The organism is Gracilibacillus thailandensis (genome assembly GCF_010994055.1).
Lineage (GTDB): Bacteria > Bacillota > Bacilli > Bacillales > Amphibacillaceae > Gracilibacillus > Gracilibacillus lacisalsi.
In genome coordinates this window covers 1-22,589 of record NZ_WJID01000013.1, presented here as the reverse complement: position 1 = coordinate 22,589, position 22,589 = coordinate 1, and the positions used below count along the sequence as shown (strand labels likewise).

Sequence of the window (22,589 nt, the reverse complement as noted above, 5' to 3'; positions counted from 1 at the left end):
ATAGTTTCGATTATGGTCTAAACAATGACTTAAATAGTAATAAGGTTATTCCTGCATCGCCAAATACAAAGCACCTTTCACTCCTGCTTCATCCGTCAATCCAGGTGATACGATATAACGATCGATTTCTTTTTCCGTTAAATATGGTGAACTGACATAGCCATTAAGCATTTCTAAAACATTTCTTCGGATCAAAGGAAAGAGTTGTTGTTGTTTCATGACGCCGCCACCCATAATAATCCGCTCTGGTGATAAAATGTAAATATAGCTCGTCAATGCTTGTGCTAAATAAAAAGCTTCCATTTCCCAGACTTTTTGATCATCTGCAAGTTCATGACCTTTCTTTCCCCATCTCTTTTCTAAGGAAGGGCCGGCAGCAACACCTTCGAGACAGTCACCATGATAAGGACAAGTACCTTCATAGGCATCTTCCGGATGACGACGGACTTTAATATGCCCCATTTCCGGATGGGATAATCCTTTTAATGTTTGTCCATGGAAATACGCTCCCGCACCAATACCAGTACCAACTGTAATATATAAGCAAGTATCTACATCTGTGGCATTTCCCCATTTCGCTTCTGACATTGCTGCTACGTTCACGTCCGTATCAATGATGATCGGGACACCTAAACCTTCTTTTAATTTGGCCCCTAAGGGATAATCCACCCAGTCTGTTTTTGGTGTTTTTTGTAATTGACCATACGCAGGACTGGTTTCATTAATATCAATCGGACCAAATCCTCCAAGACCAAGGCGTTTGATACCTTTGCCTTCAAAGAAAGCCAACACTTTTGGCACGGTAATATCAGGATGTTCTGTTGGAATAACCTCTTTTTCAAGAATGTCACCTTGATCATTACCTATGGCTAAAACAAATTTAGTTCCTCCAGCTTCAATTGCACCTAACTTCAACACGGTTACCTCCCTAAAACTTCTGCTTTAACGACCATAATGACAACTGACCTTGTGCTTGTACCTCTAATGTTGCATGATGAATATTAGCAAACATACGTGAGGTAAAGACGAGTTCCCCGCCATTAATAAATATTTCCAAAGAAGAATGATCTAGAAAAATACGAATATCGTTTATGTCATTCTCGACAATCCCTACTCGTTCTTCTTTTTCACCAGTATCGAATGCTGGTCGCGTTAGTTTGATAGTTCGATTTTTTTTATCAAAATCTATTGTAGCATAATCGAATATCGTAATATATCCTTTTTCGCTTGTCATTTCATCTAGTAGTATTTCGCTCGCTCTCGGAATTGTTTTGGCTATAGGTCCAAGTTCATGAACGATCAACTCATCCCGTAATTCGACGAGCTCTTCTACAGGCTTTTGACAGATTTCCCCATCCTTCCATTCTAGTTCTCTAGGTAATGTTAATTGATGAATCCAATGATGCTTTTTAGTAGGATGATATTCTTCTTTCTGATCAGGTACACCCATCCACCCGAATAACAAACGTCGACCTTTTTCATCTAGGGTGGTTTGTGGTGCATAAAATTCGAAACCGCGATCTAATTCTGTAAACTCGCCAAACGTAAAATGATCCTTCCAGTTCCCGATCACATAGCCGCTTTGATAGACATTCCGGTAGTTGATTCCCTCTGCTCTCAATCCTTGTGGGGAAAAAAGCAGTACATCTTGCCCATCTAGTGAGAAAAAGTCTGGGCACTCCCACATATATCCGAATCCATCTGCCAAGATACCTTTGTACTCCCAGTCTTGAAGATCTTCTGATTCATACCAAACAACAGAGCCTGTGTTATCTTCTTTTTGAGCTCCAATCACCATATAAAATTTATCGTTCTCTCTCCATATCTTTGGATCACGGAAATGAGCAGTGAAACCATTTGGTAGTTCAATTTGTACTCCTTTTTTATCAAAATGAATCCCATCTTTAGATGTTGCTAAACATTGGTATGTTTCCCGAACACCATTAGTTTTGACATTACCAGTGTAAAAAAGATGGAGTTGATCATCATGTGAAATGGCACTTCCCGAGTAACAACCATCTTTATCAAACCATTCACTTGGTGTTAAAGCGATCGGTTCTTGCTTCCAATCCACTAAGTTTGTGGATGAGAGATGTCCCCAGAATTTAGCCCCATGCTCGGTTCCAAACGGCATCCATTGGTAAAAAAGATGATAGATGCCATTCCATTGAATCCAACCGTTTGGATCATTGATAAGACCTACTGGCGGTGCTATGTGATAGGTCGGTCGGTAAGGATCAGAAGTGACGATCATCTGATATTTTTCTACTTCCTGTTGTGCTTTCTGTCGCAATTCTTGATCTCTATCCATTCGATTATCCCCTTGTAAAATTATTGTGGACATTTTTTCTTGATTTGACTCTTTTTTGCCCGTAAGATTCGTTCTTATGGAACTTTTATTTGTTTTCATTATTTTTTGTCCATAAGATTTAGTCTTACGGACACTTATTCTTGGTACAACTAATTTCTGTCTGTAAGATCCATTCTTATGGACAATTAAACTAGATTGGGCTATCTTTTGTCCGTAAGACCAGCATTTATAGACAAAAGACCGGAGCAATCCGGCCTTTTCTTATCACAGCTACTCTTATTTATCTTCCTTATACCCAAAGAAGTAGGTTAAACCAAATGCAATACCAATTGCCACAATGTTTACTAAAATATATAAGAATAATTGTTCATTTAAATAAAGTAATATACCAGGAATTACGGTGATGGCCATTCCGGTTGCCTGTAAATTAAATAATGTTGCGATAAAACCAGCGATACCTCCACCAATTAATCCCATTATAAATGGTTTACCATGACGTAGATTAACACCGAAGATGGCTGGTTCGGTAATTCCTAGAAATGCCGATAATGATGAAGGATACGCTAAAGCCTTCATTTTCTTTTGCTTTGATTTTACAGCAACTGCTAATGCTGCACCACCTTGAGCTGCAATCGATGCTGTAATAATAGGGTTGAACGGGTTGTAATTTAAGTTTTCCAACAATTGGATTTCTAAGAAATTAAAGATGTGATGAACCCCTGTGATAACGATGAGTTGATGGAAAAATCCAATGATTAATCCACTTAACCCTAGCGGTAATTCTAATAATGCCATTGTTCCATCAAAAATCCAATTTTCTACTAAGTGTAGTACTGGCCCTAATGCAAATAACGATAAGATAATCATAATTAGTAATACTAAAAATGGTGTTACAATTAAGTCCAATGCTTCTGGCACACGTTTACGAAAAAACTTCTCTATCTTAGCTCCGATTAAACCAGCAAAAAATGCTGGTAAAACGGAACCCTGATAACCGATTACTGGAATAAAGCCTAAAAAGTAAAGTGGTTCCGCTGCTCCTTCTGCTACTGCCCACGCATTTGGCAATGATGGTGAAACAAGCATTAACCCTAGTACTAAACCGATTACAGGTGTTCCGCCAAATACTCTAAAGGTTGACCATGCTACAAGAGCTGGCAGAAAGACAAAAGCTGTGTCTGTTAACACTTCAGTAAATAATAAAAAGTTATCCGAAATACTATCGGGTGTTAAACCAAATAATGCTAATACTTGTTCTTGCGTAATAAGTCCGCGTAACCCCATAAATAAACCGGTTGCAACAAGGACAGGAATAATTGGTACAAAAACATCACCAAATGTGCGGATAGCCCGTTGAAAAGCAGTACCTTGCTTTTTGGTATCTTCTTTCATTTCTGATTTGGATGAACCAGAAACACCTAGATTTGTCACCTCTTCGTAAATCCGATTTACTGTTCCTGTTCCAAAAATAATTTGGTATTGTCCCGAATTAAAGAAAGCTCCTTTTACTTTATCAATCTCTTCTACTTCTTCTACATTCACTTTCTCACGATCATGTACCATAATACGGAGTCTTGTTGCACAGTGAGCAATCGATTGAACATTCGCTTCTCCGCCTATGGCATGGATGACTTGTTTTGCTATCTCTTCATTACTTGCCATCTAAGATTACCTCCTCTATTTTAATAAAAGTGGGATCGATTCCACATCAGACAAAAATGATAACGAATGATATGGGATCGTTCTCACACATTCGTTAAAACAGATTATAAACTATTTCCTGTCAATCGTCTATAGGTATGGGTTAATTTTTTTGTTTTTTTGTAACCGTTTAATTGTCTCATGAGCAAACGAGTAATAGCGATACCAGCTTTTTCGTTCTGAAAATCAATCGTTGTTAGGACAGGCTCGATATATTTGGATAAACGCGATACACCCGTTGTTGCCATACCGATATCCGCTGGAATATTATAATGATTTTCTTTTAAATATTGCATCGCACCAACTGCCATATTATCCGTTACAACAAAGACAGCATCTGGTTTCTTCGATTGCTTCATAATTGTTTCCATCGCATGATAGCCAGAATCAATACTAAAATCACCATAAGTTATCCGTTCAGTTAAAACCGGTAGATTATGCTCCTTTAATGTATCAATATATGCTTTTTTCCTTACTATTCCTACTGCAGGGTCATCCTCCGGTACCCCAATAAAACTAATATCTCGGTATCCTTTCTCAATCATGTAGCTAATCATTTCCGCTGTTGCCTTGTAATCAGGATAATGTATCGATGTAGTTCCCGGCATGTCTTGGCCAAGTACAACGACAGGAACATCTGATTTCTTGATCTCCTCCACTAGAGCTTCGTCTGTATTGGTTCCTAATAAAATAATCCCATCTACATTTCGAGATTGTAATAGTCTGATAAAGGCAATTTCTTTTTCCTTTTCTAATAAGGTTTGCGTCAACAGCATTTGATAATCATTTTCCTGCAATACTTGATTAATACCGTCCACAACACGACTGGCTGTTTCAGTGCTTATTTTCGGTAAAATCACTCCAACTACACCCGTTTTTTTCGTTCGTAACGATTTGGCTGATTGACTCGGGAAATAACCGGTCTCTTCGATAACTTTATCAATTCGTTCCTGTGCTTCTTGGCTTACATAGCCATTTTTATTCAAGTGGCGTGAAACCGTTGAACGCGATACATTAGCTAGTCTTGCAATATCATTGATTGTTGTCATGACACTCTCCTTCACACTAATCCAAGCTTACTATTTCCCTTAGTATACCAAACAGCCAAAAAACAAAAAAGAAATAGTTGACATTTTTTCATCAATGCATATAATTTAGACAAAGGAAACTTTAGTGCGCAAGTCTATTTTTTTACCGTAAAAGTTTCCCTTGTAAAACTTTTTTAGGGGTGGAGAATTTATGATAAAAAAATGGTTATTAGGGATTGTTTTATGTTTAGGAATACTTAGTGCTTGTGCAACAAATGATGCAAGTAGTGAATCCGAAGAAATACAAGTCGTCACAACAATTGCGCAAATTGCAGATGTTGTAGAAAACGTTGGCGGAAACTTGGTAGAAGTGCAAAGTTTAATGGGGCCAGGAGTAGACCCACACTTGTACAATGCCGTACAAGGTGACATCGAAACATTAGAAAGGGCAGAAATCATCTTTTATAACGGTTTACATCTTGAAGGTCAGATGGATGAAATATTTGAACAAATGCAAAACCAAAAACCAACGATTGCAGTTGCTGAACAAATCGATTCAGCTAAACTATTGGCAGATCCTGAAAATGAGCAAGTCTATGATCCACATGTTTGGTTTGACATCTCGATTTGGAAGGATGTTGTGCAAGTAGTAGCTGACGAATTGAGCAGCTTAGACCCAGATAATGAGACACAATTCCAAGACAATGCTCAAACATACCTCGAAGAATTAACGGAGACAGAAAGATATGTTGAAGAACAAATTAATGAAATACCAGAACAAAGCAGAGTTCTCGTTACCGCTCATGATGCTTTTCATTATTTTGGCATTCGTTACGGATTTGATGTGGTTGGCTTGCAAGGACTCAGTACAGAATCAGACTACAGTGTCCATGATGTCAATCACATAGTTGATATATTGATTGATCGTGATGTAAAAGGTGTATTTGTTGAGAGCAGTGTCTCTGAACGTTCGATCAAAGCTGTAGTAGAAGGGGCAACAGAAAAAGGACACACTGTAGAAATTGGTGGAGAGCTTTTCTCTGATGCTATGGGGGAAGAAGGAACGGAGGAAGGAACCTATATCGGAATGGTAAAACACAACATTGACACGATTGTAGATGCACTAAAATAGGAGGGTTACTCATGTTAGCACTATCTGTTCACAACTTATCTGTGCAATATCAACAACAAAAAGTGCTGGAAAACGTTCACTTTCAGGTACCCAAGGGTTCGATTACTGGCATTATCGGACCAAACGGTGCTGGCAAGTCCACGCTAATGAAAGCAATACTAGGATTAGTTCCGATCACCGAGGGAAAAGTTGATGTTTTGGAACAACCTTTTACACAACAGAAGGATCTGATCGGCTATGTCCCACAACGTAGTGAAGTCGATTGGGATTTCCCGATCAATGCTTTAGATGTTGTTTTAATGGGGCGTTACAAACATTTCAAACGATTTAGACCGATTTCCAAGCAAGAAAAAGATTTAGCAATGTCATTTTTAAAAGAAATTGGAATGGAAGCATATGCGAACAGACAAATTAGCCAGTTATCTGGCGGACAACAGCAGCGGGTTTTCTTAGCTAGAGCACTTGCGCAAAACACACCGATCTATTTTATGGATGAACCTTTTGCAGGTGTTGACGCGGCAACAGAAAAAATGATGATTCAACTGATGAAACAATGGAAAAATGATGGAAAAACGGTCATCATCGTACATCACGACCTACAAACCGTCCAGGAATATTTTGATCACGTTCTATTATTAAATAAAAAGACAATCTGTTGTGGTAAAACGCGTGATGTCTTTCATCCGCAAAATATTGAACGAACATATGGAGGCAGCTTAACTTTTCCACCTTCTATTGCGGGGAATTCACTATGATAACGGAATGGATGACATTATTAGAAAGCCCGAACTTTCGCTGGGTCATGATCGGTAGCTTATTATTAGGATTTTCTAGTGGAGTAATTGGCTGTTTTGTCTATTTACGCAAGCAAAGTTTAATTAGTGATGGGATGGCACATGCAACATTACCAGGAGTGGCCTTTATGTATATTTTGTTTCAAAACAAATCCCTACCAGTATTGTTAATAGGTGCTACCGTTACAAGTCTTTTAGCAACTTCTTTTATTCAAATGATTATCCAACAAACGAAATTGAAAACAGATGCGGCAATCGGAGTGATTCTATCCGTTTTCTTCGGGTTTGGGATTTTATTATTATCCTACATCCAGCAAAATATGTCCGGAAACCAAGCAGGAATTGATTCATTTATTTTCGGGCAGGCAGCATCCATTGTAAAAAATGATGTCTATACGATTGGAGTAGTTTCCCTACTTGTTTTGCTACTTACTCTCATCTTTTTTCGTGAATTTCATTATACAACATTTGATTTTACCTTTGCTAAAGGAATTGGCATCCCAGTAAAATGGATCAATGTTTTACTCTTCTCATTGTTAGTAGCTGTCATTGTCATCGGGATTCAAATGGTAGGTGTCGTATTAATCGTTGCATTATTAATAACCCCTGCCCTTGCTGCAAGGTACTGGACAGACAGTATTGGCAAAATGACAGTCATTAGTGGGACATTCGGGGCAATATCGGGATTGATTGGCACGATATCGAGTAGTGTGATCCAAGATTTACCGACTGGACCAATGATCGTCTTAACGGCTTCTATTCTATTCTTTATATCATTAATATTTGGCTTTACAAAAGGGCTGGTCGTTAGGAGGTTGGTAAGATGACAACCTATACGATGTGGATTATTATTACCGGATGTCTTGTAGGGTTCACTTGTGGCATAAGTGGTTCGATTCTTGTGTTGCGAAAAATGGCTATGATAGCAGATGCGATCAGCCACACCGTCTTATTAGGGATTGTGCTCGCTTTTTTCTTTACCCAGTCGATATCAGGTTTCCCTATGTTAATCGGTGCATTGGTAATCGGGTTATTTACGGCTATCTTTATTGAAATGCTACATCGAACAGGAATTCCATCTGATGCTGCTATTGGTGTTGTATTTACCTCGCTTTTTGCACTTGGCGTTGTACTGATTTCATTTATCGGAAACCAAGTTCATTTAGATGTTAAACATGCATTGATGGGAGAAATTACGTTTGTCCCTTGGAATCAATTAACGCTTGCTGGGGTAAGCTACGGACCTGTTGCTGTTTGGATGCTTAGCATTGTTTGCATACTTAATATCGTAATGATTATCATCTTCTATCGTCCGATCAAAATCTCTACATTTGATCCAGCTTATGCAAAGTTAATTGGTATTCCAGTTGGTTTTATTCATTACATGTTAATGTCGATGGTCTCACTATCTACCGTTGCTTCCTTTGATAGTGTTGGCGCGATATTAGTTGTAGCCATGTTAATTGTTCCTGGAGCAACCGCTTATCTTTTAAGCGAGCGATTTATAGTAGTGATTGTGCTGAGCGGACTCATTGGCATTTTGTCTGCTATTAGTGGCTACCTAGTCGCTAGCTTCTGGAATGTATCGATTGCAGGTGCGATGGCCACTATGACTGGTGTTTTCTTTCTATTGGCATTTTTATTTAGTCCAAAACAAGGAGTACTCGTCAAAAAAATGCAACATAAGAAGGCCCGTGTTTCCTAGTAAGAGATTAGCGAAACTAATATTTGCTTGATATAAGCATTCCAATGATTAATAATAAACTAAAGATAAAATGATGAAGGGATGCTTGTCGCATCCCTTTTTTTATATTATTGACAAGTAAAAATAATCCACCAATCCATAGAATACCTGCCACCATATGAATCCATACTAATAGTGAGTTCATGATCGCCCGCCACCTTCTAACTTACTATTGTAGCGGACCGATTACATCTAAGAATTGATCTATATCACAATAATGGAGGTATATTAATGGAATGGTTTCTTATTCTCGCGATTTTGACAGGTAGTTTGATTGTTTTGCTGATGCATTGGGGGTTATTTTTACTGCAAGTGGTATTCGCTGTAGTGGTTACAAGCTTTCTTCCGACAGACTGGTTCTGGGGAGCTTTGATCATCCAAGTGATTTTTGGGTTATGGATAGTACGCCAAACGTTTCAAGCCGCATGGTATCAGTACCAACTAGAACTGGAAAAAACACAACGCATTCCCCAGCATTATACCGAAGGAGGCAAATCAGGTATTAAGAAAACCTTTTTATAATAAGCTTATTTGGTAAAATTCTGCTATAATATGTTAGTCAATAATCAAAAAGGAGTATTACTAACATGTTAAAGCAGTTTTTTTCTTATTATAAACCGCATAAACGACTGTTTATCATTGATTTTTCAAGTGCTGTCATTGTCGCGATCTTAGAACTCGCCTTTCCCATTGCCGTACAGTGGTTAATAGATGTATTATTACCTGAACGTGATTGGAATCTAATTGTGACAGTCAGTATCTTGTTATTTGCAGTCTATCTGCTCAGTACCTTCTTACAATATGTTGTCAGTTACTTAGGACACAAACTGGGAATCAATATTGAAACAGATATGCGTGAGCAGTTATTTACACATGTACAACGTCAGTCATTTCGTTTCTTTGATAATACGAAAACTGGTCATATTATGAGCCGAATCACGAATGACTTATTTGATATTGGTGAATTGGCACACCATGGTCCGGAAGACTTTTTCATTGCGATTATGACTTTTACCGGAGCATTTTGGATTATGTTCACCATTAACCCAACACTTGCTTTAATTGCATTAGTGATGGTGCCACTGTTAGTTGCTTTAGTAACATATTGTAACATCGCCATGAACAAAGCATGGCACCAAATGTACCATAATATTGCTGGTGTAAATGCCCGTGTCGAAGATGCTGTATCTGGTGTAAGAGTCGTTCAATCTTTTACAAATGAAGATTTTGAATTAAAACGATTCAACCATGATAACGGCTTATTCCGCAAAGCAAAAATTAAAGCATATAAAGTGATGGCAGGAACACATTCCAGTATTTATATGATGACTCGTTTTCTTACGTTAATTGTCCTTATTGTTGGGGCATGGTTAAACTTTAATGGCAATTTAACCTACGGAGAATTAGTCAGTTTTGTTCTTTATACCAATGTTTTAATTAAACCAGTGGATAAGATAAGTGCATTGTTAGAATTGTACCCGAAAGGAATGGCAGGATTCCGGCGCTTTCAGGAAATTCTTGCAAAAGAACCAGAAATTAAGGATGATCCTAATGCTGTTACTGTCGATAAACTAACTGGTGATATTAAATTTAATCAAGTCGATTTTTCCTATGATGATCAACAACAAGTTTTAGCAGATATTAATTTACAAATCCATCCTGGAGAAACGGTTGCATTTGTCGGGCCTTCTGGCGCAGGGAAAACAACAATTTGCTCATTAATACCAAGGTTTTATGACGTAAATGGCGGATCGATTACGATAGATGGAATAGATATCCGGAAAATGACGAAAAAATCATTACGCTCGCAAATCGGTATTGTACAACAAGATGTCTTCCTTTTTACCGGAACTGTGAGGGAAAATATCGCCTACGGTAATCAAGAGGCAACGGATGAAGAGATTATCGATGCTGCCAAAAAAGCACATCTGGATCAGGTGATAGCTGAATTACCAAATGGATATGACACCCAAATTGGTGAGCGGGGCTTAAAACTTTCTGGCGGTCAAAAGCAACGATTAGCGATTGCCCGTACGTTCTTAAAAAATCCACCTATATTAATATTGGATGAGGCAACATCTGCATTAGATACGGAAACAGAACGAATGATTCAGCAATCATTCGACCAGCTTGCCGAAAACCGTACGACATTAGTGATTGCCCACCGATTAGCAACCATTAAAGATGCTGATCGAGTTGTAGTTGTAACGAATGAAGGTATTGTCGAAGAAGGAAGCTACCAGGAGCTTTTAACCAAAGATGGAGTTTTTGCACGATTGCATAAAATTCAATATGAAAAAAATCAAGACTAAGTGTATGAAGCACTTAGTCTTCTTCTTGCCAAAATAAATCGTCTAATGTTTTATTTAATGTTTTACATATCGATAAACACAGCTGCAGACTTGGATTATATTTCCCCTGTTCAATCAAACCTATCGTTTGCCTCGTAACACCAACTTTTTCAGCTAGTTCGGCCTGAGATAAATCGTGCTCCACTCTTGCTACTTTCAGCTTCAAGTTTTTCATGATTCGTCATCCTCTAGTTGTTTGTCTACCGCTTTATCACTGCGATGTTTGGCAGCCGTATAACTGATGACCAATACTAGCACTAGAATCGGAATATAAAACATCATGGACGTTGCAAACGTTAGAAAGAAATAATAAACCCTTTCTAGTGGAGTTTCTGCATAGTTGACAGCACTGTTAATTCCGAAGAACAGCCCTAATGCTATTCCAGTTGCAACACCTATAACAATCGTTTTCGTCTGATAGCTCCACTTACTTTTACTATCATGCATTTCCACTTCTGCAGAAAACAACCCTTTTTGTGATGCTCGAACAGAATAATAAATACCTGCTGCGAAAAAAATAATCATTTCGGTTACCACATGCTCCATCTCAAAGCCGTAAATAAAAAATTTAGATATCACCGATATGAAGCAAATAGCAAAAATCAAAAGATAAATTTCCCGATATATCTTATTTTGTTCATGAACAACTCGCTCATCTTGGATTTTGTTTTTCAATAAGTTCATTACTGTACCTCCTGTTATATTATACTTTTATTATACACAATATTTTACTTTACGCAATATATATTTTACATAAAGTTAATTATATGGTTCGTTCCCTCGAGAGATTTCCTTATGGACACTTTTTCTGATTTTAGCTTTCTTTTGTCCTCGAGAGCGGTTCTCGTGGACACTTTTTCTGATTTTAGCTTTCTTTTGTCCTCGAGAGCGGTTCTCGTGGACACTTTTTCCGATTTTGGCTTTCTTTTGTCCTCGAGAGCCATTCTCGTGGACACTTTTTCCGATTTTGGCTTTCTTTTGTCCTCGAGAGCCATTCTCGTGGACACTTTTTCCGATTTTGGCTTTCTTTTGTCCTCGAGATCTGTTATCGTGGACACTTTTTCGATTTTGGCTTTCTTTTGTCCTCGAGAGCGATTCTCGAAGAACTCGTTATCTACATTCCAAAAATTCACAAATTCTTAGACAACAAAAAAACGACGAAATTATTCGCCGCTTTCAATAAACTCTTCAAGTTCCTCTGTTTTTTGTCCGTCCGTTTGATATGCAAGTCCAAACGTTTCACCTTCGCCGTCTTTGTTGATCGCAACGTCAATGTCATTCAATAATTGCTTTGTATATTCGATAGCTTGATTCATTCTTTTGCTTGGTTCTTCCCAATCCTTCACGGCTTCACGTTTGTTTGCACCATATTTTTCAGGGTCAATGTGTTCTGTCCGCTTATGGTGCCCTTCTTCAATTATGCCCACCAGTTTTTGTAAATTATCAAAATCCTTTTCAAGCGAAACACCTTCGACTTGAACAACGTCCAGACCTCTATCCAACGCCATTGCTTCCAAATAATAATAATACGCTTCATCGTATCCCGCTTGGATCAATTTTGAATCTTGATCAGGAGCTTCGTGAAAAATTCGATTCGCTTCTTCTATATAATCTTTCACATTTGTTTCCATATCGTATATCTTGCCTTCTTCTAATTCAGTGACGTCTTTCCACTCCTTTTCGTTGACAACTTTGTTATTTTCCACCTCGTGAGCAACGATTTTTTTCGATTCGGACTTCGCTTCTTTTTCCGAACCACAAGCTGACAAAAGCAAAACAGAAACAAGGATTGTTAAACCAATTATTTTTTTCATTAAAATCATCCTATTCGAAATAATTCTATAACGTGGATTATCTATCCTACTGAATACAAATCAAAAGACAGGAAGTTTTCCGCCTTCCCATCTTATTTAGCAACTGATACAATCCAAAAATTATTAAGAAAGAACTCCCCGTTTGTCGGAAGTCCTCTGTTTGTTCACTTAACCTTTTCCTTTAAGAGTACAATAGATAACATTGCCCCTAGCCATGCTGACAATCCACATAGTAGAACGAAGACAACTGACTTAAACTGAAAATCGGGAACTGCAAATTCGAATATTGCTAGTACGACTATCACGAAAAATATCATAAATAGCGTTTGATAAGAGTTTATTTTCTTATTCATTTCCACCTACTCCTCTTCCTTATTAAGATATTTTTGTACCATTTTCCACGGTTTCATCAGGTCTGAGCAACACCACATCGTCTGTTCCTGGTATTCCGCCTAGTACTAACACCTCTGATTTAAAGCCGGCAATTCGTAAAGGTGGAAAATTAACTATTGCTGCTACTTGGCGTCCGACTAACTGCTCCGGATTATACCTTTTCGTAATTTGTGCTGAAGACTGTTTTACACCTAACTCACCAAAATCAATTTTCAACTTAATCGCTGGTTTTCTCGCTTCTTTAAAATCTGCCGCTTCAATTACAGTTCCAATACGCAAATCTAACTTAGAAAAATCATCAAATGAAGCCAAGTTTATCACCTCAGTTATTATTGTCCTTTTTTACGTCATTTTTCGATATTATTTTTATCATACCATTTTCTTACTATTTTTGCCAAAAGCAACAGTTTTAAAATTTGATACTTAGGTCCCAATCGGATATAGTAGAAGTCTCTATATCAACTTTTCTATCATAGTTTTAATAGATTTCAATGATTTTGACACAAATTTTTTTGTTGTCAAAAATCTGCTTATAAGATAAAATACAATATATAGATGATTCGTAAGTCAAAAATATCTATATATTGTATTCACGACATCAATACTGCGAAATCCTAATTTTTCGCAGTTTAGTTAACTACATAGATTATTCAGTTTTAATCGCTCCATCATGAGCGCTTTTATTATGTAATTGGAGGTTTTTTCATGACAACAGAAGTTAAATCTATTAAACAATCAGTCACCAAAGCTCTACAAGAAGCAGAAGAAAAGTATGGATTAGATACGAAAGATATACAGCAACGTATCGAAGAATCTACAAAATCTGACAAAGAGTCAACCCAGGAAGCTTTATTCTATTCATTAAACCGCATCTCGATGGATCAGCCTAAATGGACTTTTGTCGCGGCTCATTTCCATTTAACACAATTATATGAAGAAGCAGCACAAAACCGTGAGTATGAATCTACTCAAAAATACGGTGATTTATACAAATTAATTCAACTACTAACAGATAAAGGAATTTATAGTGCCGACATCCTTACCCATTATAGCAAAGAAGAAATAAATCAGCTACAACAAGTAATTGATCCAGAAAAGGATGCACTCTTCAACTACATAGGACTTTTTCTATTAGCAGATCGCTATCTAGCAAGAGATCATGACCGTAACTTATATGAACTGCCACAAGAACGATTTATGATTATTGCCATGACATTAATGCAAAATGAAGCACCTGAAAAACGTGTTGAATTAGTGAAGGAAGCTTATTGGGCATTAAGTAACCTATATATGACAGTCGCAACACCAACCTTATCCAATGCGGGTAAAAGCTATGGCCAGTTATCTTCTTGCTTTATTGACACCGTAGACGATTCATTAGATGGCATTTATTTAAACAACTGGGATATCGCTCGTCTTAGTAAAGATGGCGGTGGTATCGGCATCTATTACGGTAAAGTTCGTGCCCTAGGTTCAGATATTAAGAGATTCAAAGGCAACTCATCTGGTGTTGTACCATGGATTCGTTTAGTGAACGATACAGCAGTTAGTGTGGACCAATTAGGCCAACGTCAAGGTGCCGTAGCAATCTATCTGGATGTTTTCCATAAAGATATTATGAACGGTTTCTTAGACTTAAAAACAAATAATGGTGATGAACGTCGTAAAGCACACGATATCTTTACAGGTGTAGCTATCCCAGACTTATTTATGGAACAATTACGAGAAACAGATGCACAAGGTAAAAGTATCGGCGAGTGGCATACATTCTGCCCACACCAAGTAAAACAAATCATGGGCTGGAAAGACGAAAATGGAAATCCACTTGGTCTTGAGGATTTCTATGATGAAGAAGACAACAAATATTTTACCGAAAAATACTGGGAAGCAGTCAATCACCCGTTACTTCCTAGAAAAACATACCGAGCAATGGATATTATGGCTCGTATTATGGTTGCACAATTAGAAACTGGTACACCATACATGTTCTATCGTGATGAAGTAAACCGTCAAAACCCAAACAAACACAAACGTGGTGTTGGTAAAACATCGATTTATTGCAGTAACTTATGTACAGAAATTGCACAAAATATGTCGCCGACAACCATCTCGAAAGAATATCAAGATGAAGAAGGCAATATCGTAATTGTTCGTAAACCAGGTGACTTTGTTGTATGTAATTTATCATCGATTAACTTACCAAATGCAGTTCGCGAAGAAGTATTGGATCGATTAATCTCGATACAAGTTCGTATGTTAGACAATGTTATTGATCTTAATACAATTACGGTCGGTCAAGCACAAGTAACAAACAAAAAATATCGTGCTGTCGGTCTTGGTACTTTCGGCTGGCATCATCTACTTGCATTAGAAAGCATCCATTGGGAATCTGAAGAAGCTGTCGAGTATGCTGATAAAGTTTACGAAGATATTGCTTATTACACGATTAAAGCATCTATGGAATTAGCAAAAGAAAAAGGTGCTTACTCTGAATTTGAAGGATCCGAGTGGCAAACTGGTGTCTATTTCGAAAGAAGAGACTATCACTCAGACCGTTGGAACAAGTTACGAGAAGAAGTGGCATCAAACGGTATTCGCAATGGCTGGTTAATGGCTGTAGCACCAAACTCTTCTACAGCAAAAATCGGTGGCTCCACAGATGGAATTGATCCATTGTATGCAGTGGAATTTGCCGAAGAGAAGAAAAACTTCAAATTTAAAGTGACAGCACCAGATTTAGATCATGTCACTTATAACTATTACCGTCGTGCACGTCACGAATTGGATCAAGTTTGGAGTATTAAACAAAACGCGAAAAGACAACGTCACATTGATCAAGCAATCAGCTTTAATTTCTATGTGCGTCATGATATTAAAGCAAAAGAATTATTAAATTTACACATGGCAGCATGGGAAAACCGTCTGAAAACAACTTATTATGTTCGCAGTACTTCCCAGACAGAAATCGAAGAATGTGAAGCATGCCATAGTTAATCATCAGGATGTATGGAATGCCGCCCACAGAAGTGTGGTATCGGCATTCACTATCCATATTTTATTCTAATGTGGGAGGACCGGAAATGACACAAGTCGATCAATCTTTAACTAAAATCAAACTTTTAAACCCTACTTATCCAAATAAAGCAACTGGCATTATTAATGGTGAGTCTTCAGGTCTATTAAACTGGAACGATATTGCTTATCCACAAATGTATGACTTATACCAGACCTTATTGGCCAACTTTTGGAAAGCGCAAGAGATCAATATGCAAGATGACATCAAACAATGGGATAACTTATCCGAAACGGAAAAAGATGTTTTCTTACGTATTAATACACAGCTTGCATCCTTAGATAGTTTGCAAACACCGACAATGACACATGTAATGGACTATGTAACAGATTCTAGCTTCAAAGCGATATTCGCTGTTATTTCACAGCAGGAAGCCGTTCACAATGAGTCCTATTCATACATTCTAAGTTCTCTTGTACCTTTACGTGAACAAAATGAACGTTTTGATCAGGCTAAGGAAGATCCAATTGTCCGTAAACGAAACCAGTTAATTTTGGATAGCTATGAAGCGTTCCGTGAAAATCCGACGCCTCAACGTTTATTTGAATTAGCGATTAACTCTATTAATTTAGAAGGTATCTATTTCTATGCAGGTTTTGCCTTCTTCTATCATTTGGCACGTCAGCAAAAAATGTTAAAAACGAGTACGATGATTAGCTATATTCAACGTGACGAAATGCAACATGCTTATTTCGTATCACAATTCGTCCGTATTCTACTTACGGAAAATCCAGAGCTTAATACCGAAGAGAATATTCAATTTGTCTACCAAACAGTTGATAAGGCAGTACAGCTAGAAAAAGAATGGGCAGATTACATTTTGAAAGATATTGAAGGTATTGACCTTGATGAATTCCATGGCTATGTCGAGTATTTAGCTAACAAACGGTTCCGCCAAATCGGTTTGGATAACTATTATCCTGAACGTGACAACCCAATGGAATGGATTCATGTCTTCAGTGATGAAATGATGAACGAAACGAAATCAGACTTTTTTGAGCAAAAATCTCGTACTTATACGAAAGTATCATCATCTAATGGCTTTGACGAACTTTAATAAGGAGGCTTTTCACGATGAAAGCTGCGATTATCTATACATCTGTAACTGGTAATACTTCTACTCTAGCAGAAATCATTTGCGAAAAAATGAATAACCATCATATCGAAACCGACTTAATCCCTGTTGATGAGTTTCATCCACAATTACTATACAACTACGATATCGTTACAGTTGGAACCTACTCTTGGGATAATGGTGATCTGCCGATGGAAATGGAAGAAGTTTTTGAAGCATTTGAAGAGGAAGAGGTAAACCATATTACTACTGGTGTATTTGGTACAGGAGATAGCTTCTATCCTTATTATTGTGGAGCGGTTGACATGTTTAGAGATATGCTTTATGTTCACACAAATCTTGCCGTTACTTTAAAAGTAGAATTAACACCACAAGACGAAGATCTTCATAGATGTGAAAAATTTTGTGATCGATTAGTAAGTGAATTAGCAGTAGTTTCATAGCTTTAAAGGTTGATGTTGTAAAAAACATCAACTTTTTTTAATGAAAGGAGAATGACATAATGTTGGAATATATACTAATCTTTTTAAGCGCTGCAGTACCCTGGTTTGAGATAGCGTTTGTTATTCCTCTGGGGATTCTATCAGGCTTAAACCCCATTCTCGTTATATTCGTTGCATTCATTGGAAATATGACAACGATAATAGCTTTGATTATCGGATACGATAAATTCAAAGGATGGCTGGCAAAAAGGAGCAAAAAGAAAGAATCCACACGGCAGGCTAGAGCACACACTCTTTGGGATAGGTACGGCCTGCCTGGCATGGTATTGCTTGGACCTATCTTAATTGGCTCTCATATTGCTGCTTTTATCGGCATGACACTTGGTGCAACCAAACGTTCAACATTCGTATGGTCTTCCTTTAGCATCGGAGCATGGTCATTAGCAATTGGGATATTAACCGCTTTTGGATTTAACTTCTTCAATAAATAAATCAAAGTGAAAGGTTACTTCTTATAAAGAATGTGGTCAGTGTCCGAGCTTCACTGACCACACTTTTTTCTTCTCTATTCAACCATCTCAATATTTATCGGATATACATAAGGCTGATCGGGTTCTTTAATGGTTTCCACCTCTGTTGCTTTGATTATCGGTATTGGAGCGCCTTGATAATTTGTTAATTGAATCGTCCCTGTTACGTTTAACCATGTATTATCTTCGATGTTTCCCGCCTGATCAAATTCGGTTAAGAAACCGATCAATCCAGCATCTGCCACACAATGTGTAATTAAAAAACGACCGATTACTAATTGCTGTTGCGAAAAACCTTCTTCTCGATAAACGAATCCTGAAAAAGTTACCTTGGTCCCTTGTAACTGCTCAGCATGCGCCATTATTTCTTGATAATACGTGGAAAAGAGCGTTTCATCCATTTCTATATGTGCCTGTTTCAAAATATCAGAGCGCAATTGATCATATTCAGTCTTTGGAATCTTATTTTGATAGACATTCGGATCTATCGGATTATCATCACCTGCTGGTTGTCCTAAATCAGGAGGAGCTTCATTTGAAGTCGGTGTTTCAGCTAGTTGACCTTGTAACGTTTCCTCTTGTTGAGATTGACTTGTCAGCGATAGTGTCGCACCTTTATTTTTCGCGATCGATGCATCCAAGCTCGATAGTGGTAATAACATACCAGTTGCAACAGGAAAAACAATAACTAGATAACTAAAAACTTTTTTTAGGTTCATTGGCTGATCACCATGATCATGATGGTGGTCATGATCATGGTGGTGATGTTCTATTTTTGCTCCGAATGTAAACACTCGATGCATTTGAACTAGAAATAACAATAAAAATAGTGATGCCCCCATTTGACTTAAGGTTTCATATTTTGGGTTAATCAACTTTAAGATGTCACCAGTAACATGTAATCTAAAAATAAAGATCGTGAAAAATAAAAGAATCGTAGCGCGTAATAGCTGTTGTCCATTTAATTTCATGCTGCTGCCCCCCTTAAATAAAGCCTTGCAACAGGCTTATCATAATGAAAACTGTCACTGTTACAATAACAACAAAAATCAACACAAACCTAGTCTTAAAAACACTTAACATCATCAAAGTATTTTTTAAATCTATCATCGGTCCATAAATGAGAAATCCTAAAATAGAAGCTTGTGGGAAGACATTGGAGAAAGATGCACCGATAAAAGCATCTGCTTCCGAACATAATGACAGTAAATAAGCTAATCCCATCATAACGACAAGCGATGCAACATGACCCTCCCCTATACTAACTAACAAATTGGTAGAAACATATACTTGTACAAATGAAGCTAAAAAAGCACCAATAATTAAATATTTCCCCATATCAAAAAATTCATCCACTGCATGTAATAACGTTTTACCCACCTTGTCCAAGAAGGATTGACTACCACTAGCACTGTCTGCTTGACAACTGGATACTGTTGCTACACTTGTTTTCAACTGATTACTTTGAAATAGAAAGCTAATCAAAATACTGATAACAAGTGCAATAAGGAAACCTAGTCCCATCCGTAATAGCGCGATTTGCCAATCATTTCCGAACGCCATATATGTAGAAAAGATCACGATTGGATTGATTAAAGGACCTGTTAATAAAAAACCTATCCCTGCATAAATCGGTACACCCTTTGAAATCAGTCTTCTAACAATCGGAACAATCCCACATTCACAAGCAGGAAAAAGACCACCTACAACACAACTCATAAAGACAGCAGCATATTTATTTTTAGGAATCCACTTTTTTAACTGATCTTCAGTAATAAATATTTGAATAATTCCTGCGATAATGACACCTATTAAAACAAACGGTAATGCTTCTATTAAAATACTTAAAAAGATGGTATTCAGATGATAAAAAGAATCTGGTAACTCGATGATGGAGAGAGAATCACTAAAGGCAAATACATATACAACCATAATAAACAACAATAGAATAGCAGAATCAATAATAAGTGAAGGTAAACTTTTTTTCATAATATTCTCCTTTTTGTTTTCATCTACTATTTTATATCTATGTATTAAATAGTATTCTAGAATCATTTCGGCGAAATAAATCGTAATGATTTCGATTACTTATCACCACCAAACCAAATGCGATAATCTAGGAAAAAATCATACTTATTCTCCATATAAATATGATACAATGTTAAAAGGTTTTTTAGCATATACTACTAAAACCTATTCCAATGAAAAACAACAGTGATAACGGACACTAATATCATGATATAACTCCCACTGTAAGAAGACTCAAGATATAAGAGAAGGAGGAAATCTCTATGGAGCAAGATAGTGAATCATCACGTGCGACGGGAAATTCAACAATTACCCAATTAACATTTCGCTTAGGTGCATTTGGCGCAGCTGTTCCGCTATTATTTTTCGTCATATGGGCGATTACCACTAGTGTATTACAATTATCTTCTGAAATTGGCCTTGTACTAGGTGCTATTTTCGGAATTACCTTGGGTTTATTTTTCTGTAAAAGTAAATGGGCAGATTATGCGCAAGGATTGTTTGATGGTCTCGCTCAACCAATTGGTGTAGTAGCAATGGTTGCATGGTTCTATGCCGGCATGTTTGCGCAAGTATTGCAAGTTGGCGGATTGGTCGAGGGTCTCGTCTGGATCGGTATGATTACCGGGTTCACGGGAGGTCTTTTCGTTGGATTGACCTTTATATTGGCTGCCACATTCTCGACAGCTGTTGGTACAGGTTATGGTACGACAGTTGCTTTTTGTACATTAATGTTCCCTGCCGGTGTGGCAACAGGAGCAGATCCAACCATTTTATTTGCAGCGATTCTTGCTGGAGCGGTATTCGGGGATAACCTTGCACCTGTGTCAGATACAACGATTGTTTCAGCGACAACACAAGATGCCGACGTACCTGGTGTTGTAAAAAGTCGTTTTAAGTATGCAATTGCTGCCGCTATTCCTACATTGATCATCTTTATTATTTTTGGTGGTGGTGGTTCAATCGAAAACCAAGCTAGCATTGAGGCTACCACCGACCCTAAAGGATTATTAATGCTAATACCATTTGCTGTTGTATTATTTTTAGCTATATCAGGACATCATATTATTACCTCTTTAACATGGGGAATTTTAGTTGCAGTTGTTATGCTAATAGTATTTCCTGTAGGCTCGTTTAGTGATGTCATCAGCTTTAATCCTGACTCAGATAATATCGTGGAAGGTGCACTTATTAATGGAATTACCGGATATATCAATATGGCAATCTTAATTTTATTAATTGTAGCTGCAGCACACTTATTACGATTAGGAGGTACTATGCAAGTAATTACCTCTGTACTTGTTAAATGGATTAAAAATTCTGTTCGACGTGCAGAGATTTCCATGTGGGCAATCGTTGCTTTGTTAAACAGCGCAATTACCATTAACACGGCAGCCGAAATTGCAGCGGCACCTTTTGTTCGTGAAATCGGGGAAAAATATCAGATTCACAGTTACCGCCGTGCAAATATGCTCGATGCTATAACTTCTGCCTTAGGTTATATTTTCCCTTGGGGAGCACCAGTATTACTTGGTTGGTCCACGATCACTATGATGCAGGAAACCTACGAATGGCTGCCAATTGTTTCACCGACAGCAGTTTTTCCATTTGTTTTCCAAGGCTGGTTCTTAGTGATTGTTATGCTAGTTGCAGCATTAACAGGATGGGGATTACGTTATCAAGGTAAAAATGGCGAAGAATTAACTGAGCCACCTCAATAAGTGATCGTTTGCGAGACGATAGATGAAATAGCACGAATAGTAAGGCTTGGCATGAATAGATGCCAAGTCTTTTATATAAGACAAGAAAATATAAAATCAGTGCAATGACCGTGTTAAGCGAAGTAGTTATTTTGACATGTTTTATGTGTATTTGCCAACGCTCCGACTAATTACTTCGCTATGAGAGGTGCAACAACTATTGTTATGAGTAATAGGTTGATTTTTACAATGGACAAGTTGAAAATTGCTATTTGTGAGTAAAAAACAACCGCGTTACCTCTTGCTAGTATTGTAGAGCATAATCATAGTGAAGGCAGCCCACTTTCACTCCTGTGGGAATGGTTTGACCTGAAGATCCACTTTTTCGAGCGGGTTTTGCTCGAAAAAGTTAGGTCGAGTAAGCGGGAATACCTTTATAACTTTAAGTATTCCTCACTCCTCACAGAACCGT

24 protein-coding genes are annotated in these 22,589 nt (G+C 37.6%); 11 read left to right on the top strand and 13 right to left on the bottom strand.

Annotated features, from left to right (window positions below; genetic code table 11):
• Window positions 1-45 precede the first annotated feature (45 nt).
• The 4 genes from GH715_RS05395 to GH715_RS05380 form a co-directional block, all read right to left on the bottom strand.
• Window positions 46-915 (bottom strand): ROK family protein, encoded by an 870-nt coding sequence (locus tag GH715_RS05395; protein WP_153834609.1) that lies wholly within the window; start codon window positions 913-915, stop codon window positions 46-48.
• A gap of 13 nt (window positions 916-928) precedes the next feature.
• The gene (locus GH715_RS05390) at window positions 929-2,311 is read right to left on the bottom strand and encodes a glycoside hydrolase family 32 protein (protein ID WP_153834610.1); all 1,383 of its coding nucleotides are present in this window, start codon (window positions 2,309-2,311) and stop codon (window positions 929-931) included.
• A 276-nt stretch (window positions 2,312-2,587) separates the two neighbouring features.
• On the bottom strand, window positions 2,588-3,973 hold the full coding sequence (locus tag GH715_RS05385) for a sucrose-specific PTS transporter subunit IIBC (RefSeq protein WP_153834611.1): 1,386 nt from the start codon (window positions 3,971-3,973) through the stop codon (window positions 2,588-2,590).
• Between the two features lie 104 nt (window positions 3,974-4,077).
• A complete protein-coding gene (locus tag GH715_RS05380; protein ID WP_153834612.1) occupies window positions 4,078-5,061 on the bottom strand; it encodes a LacI family DNA-binding transcriptional regulator in 984 nt (327 codons plus the stop codon).
• Between the two features lie 190 nt (window positions 5,062-5,251).
• Between GH715_RS05380 and GH715_RS05375 the strand changes: the two genes are divergently transcribed.
• The 4 genes from GH715_RS05375 to GH715_RS05360 are packed head-to-tail and all read left to right on the top strand — an operon-like array spanning window position 5,252 to window position 8,671.
• Complete coding sequence (locus tag GH715_RS05375; protein ID WP_153834613.1) at window positions 5,252-6,172, top strand: metal ABC transporter solute-binding protein, Zn/Mn family; 921 nt, start codon at window positions 5,252-5,254, stop codon at window positions 6,170-6,172.
• Between the two features lie 11 nt (window positions 6,173-6,183).
• Complete coding sequence (locus GH715_RS05370; RefSeq protein ID WP_153834614.1) at window positions 6,184-6,927, top strand: metal ABC transporter ATP-binding protein; 744 nt, start codon at window positions 6,184-6,186, stop codon at window positions 6,925-6,927.
• On the top strand, window positions 6,924-7,793 hold the full coding sequence (locus GH715_RS05365; RefSeq protein ID WP_153834615.1) for a metal ABC transporter permease: 870 nt from the start codon (window positions 6,924-6,926) through the stop codon (window positions 7,791-7,793). The genes GH715_RS05370 and GH715_RS05365 overlap by 4 nt, the downstream gene beginning before the upstream one ends.
• A complete protein-coding gene (locus GH715_RS05360) occupies window positions 7,790-8,671 on the top strand; it encodes a metal ABC transporter permease (protein WP_153834616.1) in 882 nt (293 codons plus the stop codon). Before GH715_RS05365 ends, GH715_RS05360 begins: the two co-directional genes overlap by 4 nt.
• Window positions 8,672-8,687: 16 nt before the next feature.
• Here the strand turns inward: GH715_RS05360 and GH715_RS05355 are convergent, their stop codons facing one another.
• Window positions 8,688-8,855 (bottom strand): hypothetical protein, encoded by a 168-nt coding sequence (locus tag GH715_RS05355; RefSeq protein WP_153834617.1) that lies wholly within the window; start codon window positions 8,853-8,855, stop codon window positions 8,688-8,690.
• Window positions 8,856-8,941: 86 nt separating this feature from the next.
• Here GH715_RS05355 and GH715_RS05350 point away from each other — a divergent pair, with 86 nt between their 5' ends.
• Together GH715_RS05350 and GH715_RS05345 are read left to right on the top strand one after the other, a co-directional pair.
• Window positions 8,942-9,232 (top strand): hypothetical protein, encoded by a 291-nt coding sequence (locus tag GH715_RS05350; protein WP_153834618.1) that lies wholly within the window; start codon window positions 8,942-8,944, stop codon window positions 9,230-9,232.
• Between the two features lie 65 nt (window positions 9,233-9,297).
• On the top strand, window positions 9,298-11,022 hold the full coding sequence (locus GH715_RS05345) for an ABC transporter ATP-binding protein (protein ID WP_153834619.1): 1,725 nt from the start codon (window positions 9,298-9,300) through the stop codon (window positions 11,020-11,022).
• A gap of 13 nt (window positions 11,023-11,035) precedes the next feature.
• Here the strand turns inward: GH715_RS05345 and GH715_RS05340 are convergent, their stop codons facing one another.
• The 6 genes from GH715_RS05340 to csaA all read right to left on the bottom strand — a co-directional run bounded on the left by GH715_RS05340 (window position 11,036) and on the right by csaA (window position 13,580).
• A complete protein-coding gene (locus GH715_RS05340; RefSeq protein ID WP_018931280.1) occupies window positions 11,036-11,236 on the bottom strand; it encodes a helix-turn-helix transcriptional regulator in 201 nt (66 codons plus the stop codon).
• Entirely contained in the window at window positions 11,233-11,745 is a 513-nt protein-coding gene (locus GH715_RS05335; RefSeq protein ID WP_153834620.1) for a DUF6773 family protein, read from the bottom strand. Before GH715_RS05335 ends, GH715_RS05340 begins: the two co-directional genes overlap by 4 nt.
• Window positions 11,746-11,810: 65 nt before the next feature.
• Window positions 11,811-12,119: a hypothetical protein gene (locus GH715_RS05330; RefSeq protein ID WP_163578466.1), complete on the bottom strand. Its 309-nt coding sequence runs from the start codon at window positions 12,117-12,119 to the stop codon at window positions 11,811-11,813.
• 105 nt (window positions 12,120-12,224) lie between these two features.
• A complete protein-coding gene (locus tag GH715_RS05325) occupies window positions 12,225-12,875 on the bottom strand; it encodes a hypothetical protein (protein WP_153834621.1) in 651 nt (216 codons plus the stop codon).
• Between the two features lie 164 nt (window positions 12,876-13,039).
• Complete coding sequence (locus tag GH715_RS05320) at window positions 13,040-13,228, bottom strand: hypothetical protein (protein ID WP_153834622.1); 189 nt, start codon at window positions 13,226-13,228, stop codon at window positions 13,040-13,042.
• A gap of 22 nt (window positions 13,229-13,250) precedes the next feature.
• On the bottom strand, window positions 13,251-13,580 hold the full coding sequence (gene csaA / locus GH715_RS05315; RefSeq protein ID WP_018934553.1) for a chaperone CsaA: 330 nt from the start codon (window positions 13,578-13,580) through the stop codon (window positions 13,251-13,253).
• Window positions 13,581-13,973: 393 nt separating this feature from the next.
• On the opposite strand from csaA, the gene GH715_RS05310 reads away from it, so the two are divergent.
• The 4 genes from GH715_RS05310 to GH715_RS05295 all read left to right on the top strand — a co-directional run bounded on the left by GH715_RS05310 (window position 13,974) and on the right by GH715_RS05295 (window position 18,350).
• Window positions 13,974-16,262: a ribonucleoside-diphosphate reductase subunit alpha gene (locus GH715_RS05310; protein WP_153834623.1), complete on the top strand. Its 2,289-nt coding sequence runs from the start codon at window positions 13,974-13,976 to the stop codon at window positions 16,260-16,262.
• An 86-nt stretch (window positions 16,263-16,348) separates the two neighbouring features.
• The gene (locus GH715_RS05305) at window positions 16,349-17,398 is read left to right on the top strand and encodes a ribonucleotide-diphosphate reductase subunit beta (protein WP_153834624.1); all 1,050 of its coding nucleotides are present in this window, start codon (window positions 16,349-16,351) and stop codon (window positions 17,396-17,398) included.
• Between the two features lie 17 nt (window positions 17,399-17,415).
• A complete protein-coding gene (locus tag GH715_RS05300) occupies window positions 17,416-17,859 on the top strand; it encodes a flavodoxin domain-containing protein (RefSeq protein WP_153834625.1) in 444 nt (147 codons plus the stop codon).
• A 59-nt stretch (window positions 17,860-17,918) separates the two neighbouring features.
• A complete protein-coding gene (locus tag GH715_RS05295) occupies window positions 17,919-18,350 on the top strand; it encodes a small multi-drug export protein (RefSeq protein WP_153834626.1) in 432 nt (143 codons plus the stop codon).
• Window positions 18,351-18,424: 74 nt separating this feature from the next.
• On the opposite strand, the gene GH715_RS05290 is transcribed toward GH715_RS05295, so the two are convergent.
• Both GH715_RS05290 and GH715_RS05285 read right to left on the bottom strand, forming a co-directional pair.
• Window positions 18,425-19,360, bottom strand: coding sequence for a TIGR03943 family putative permease subunit (locus GH715_RS05290; RefSeq protein WP_153834627.1), 936 nt, complete (start codon window positions 19,358-19,360; stop codon window positions 18,425-18,427).
• A gap of 13 nt (window positions 19,361-19,373) precedes the next feature.
• Complete coding sequence (locus GH715_RS05285; RefSeq protein ID WP_153834628.1) at window positions 19,374-20,378, bottom strand: permease; 1,005 nt, start codon at window positions 20,376-20,378, stop codon at window positions 19,374-19,376.
• A gap of 302 nt (window positions 20,379-20,680) precedes the next feature.
• Here GH715_RS05285 and GH715_RS05280 point away from each other — a divergent pair, with 302 nt between their 5' ends.
• Window positions 20,681-22,138 carry a Na+/H+ antiporter NhaC family protein gene (locus GH715_RS05280; RefSeq protein ID WP_153834629.1) on the top strand — a complete coding sequence of 486 codons (1,458 nt, stop codon included), beginning with the start codon at window positions 20,681-20,683 and terminating at the stop codon, window positions 22,136-22,138.
• Window positions 22,139-22,589: the final 451 nt, after the last annotated feature.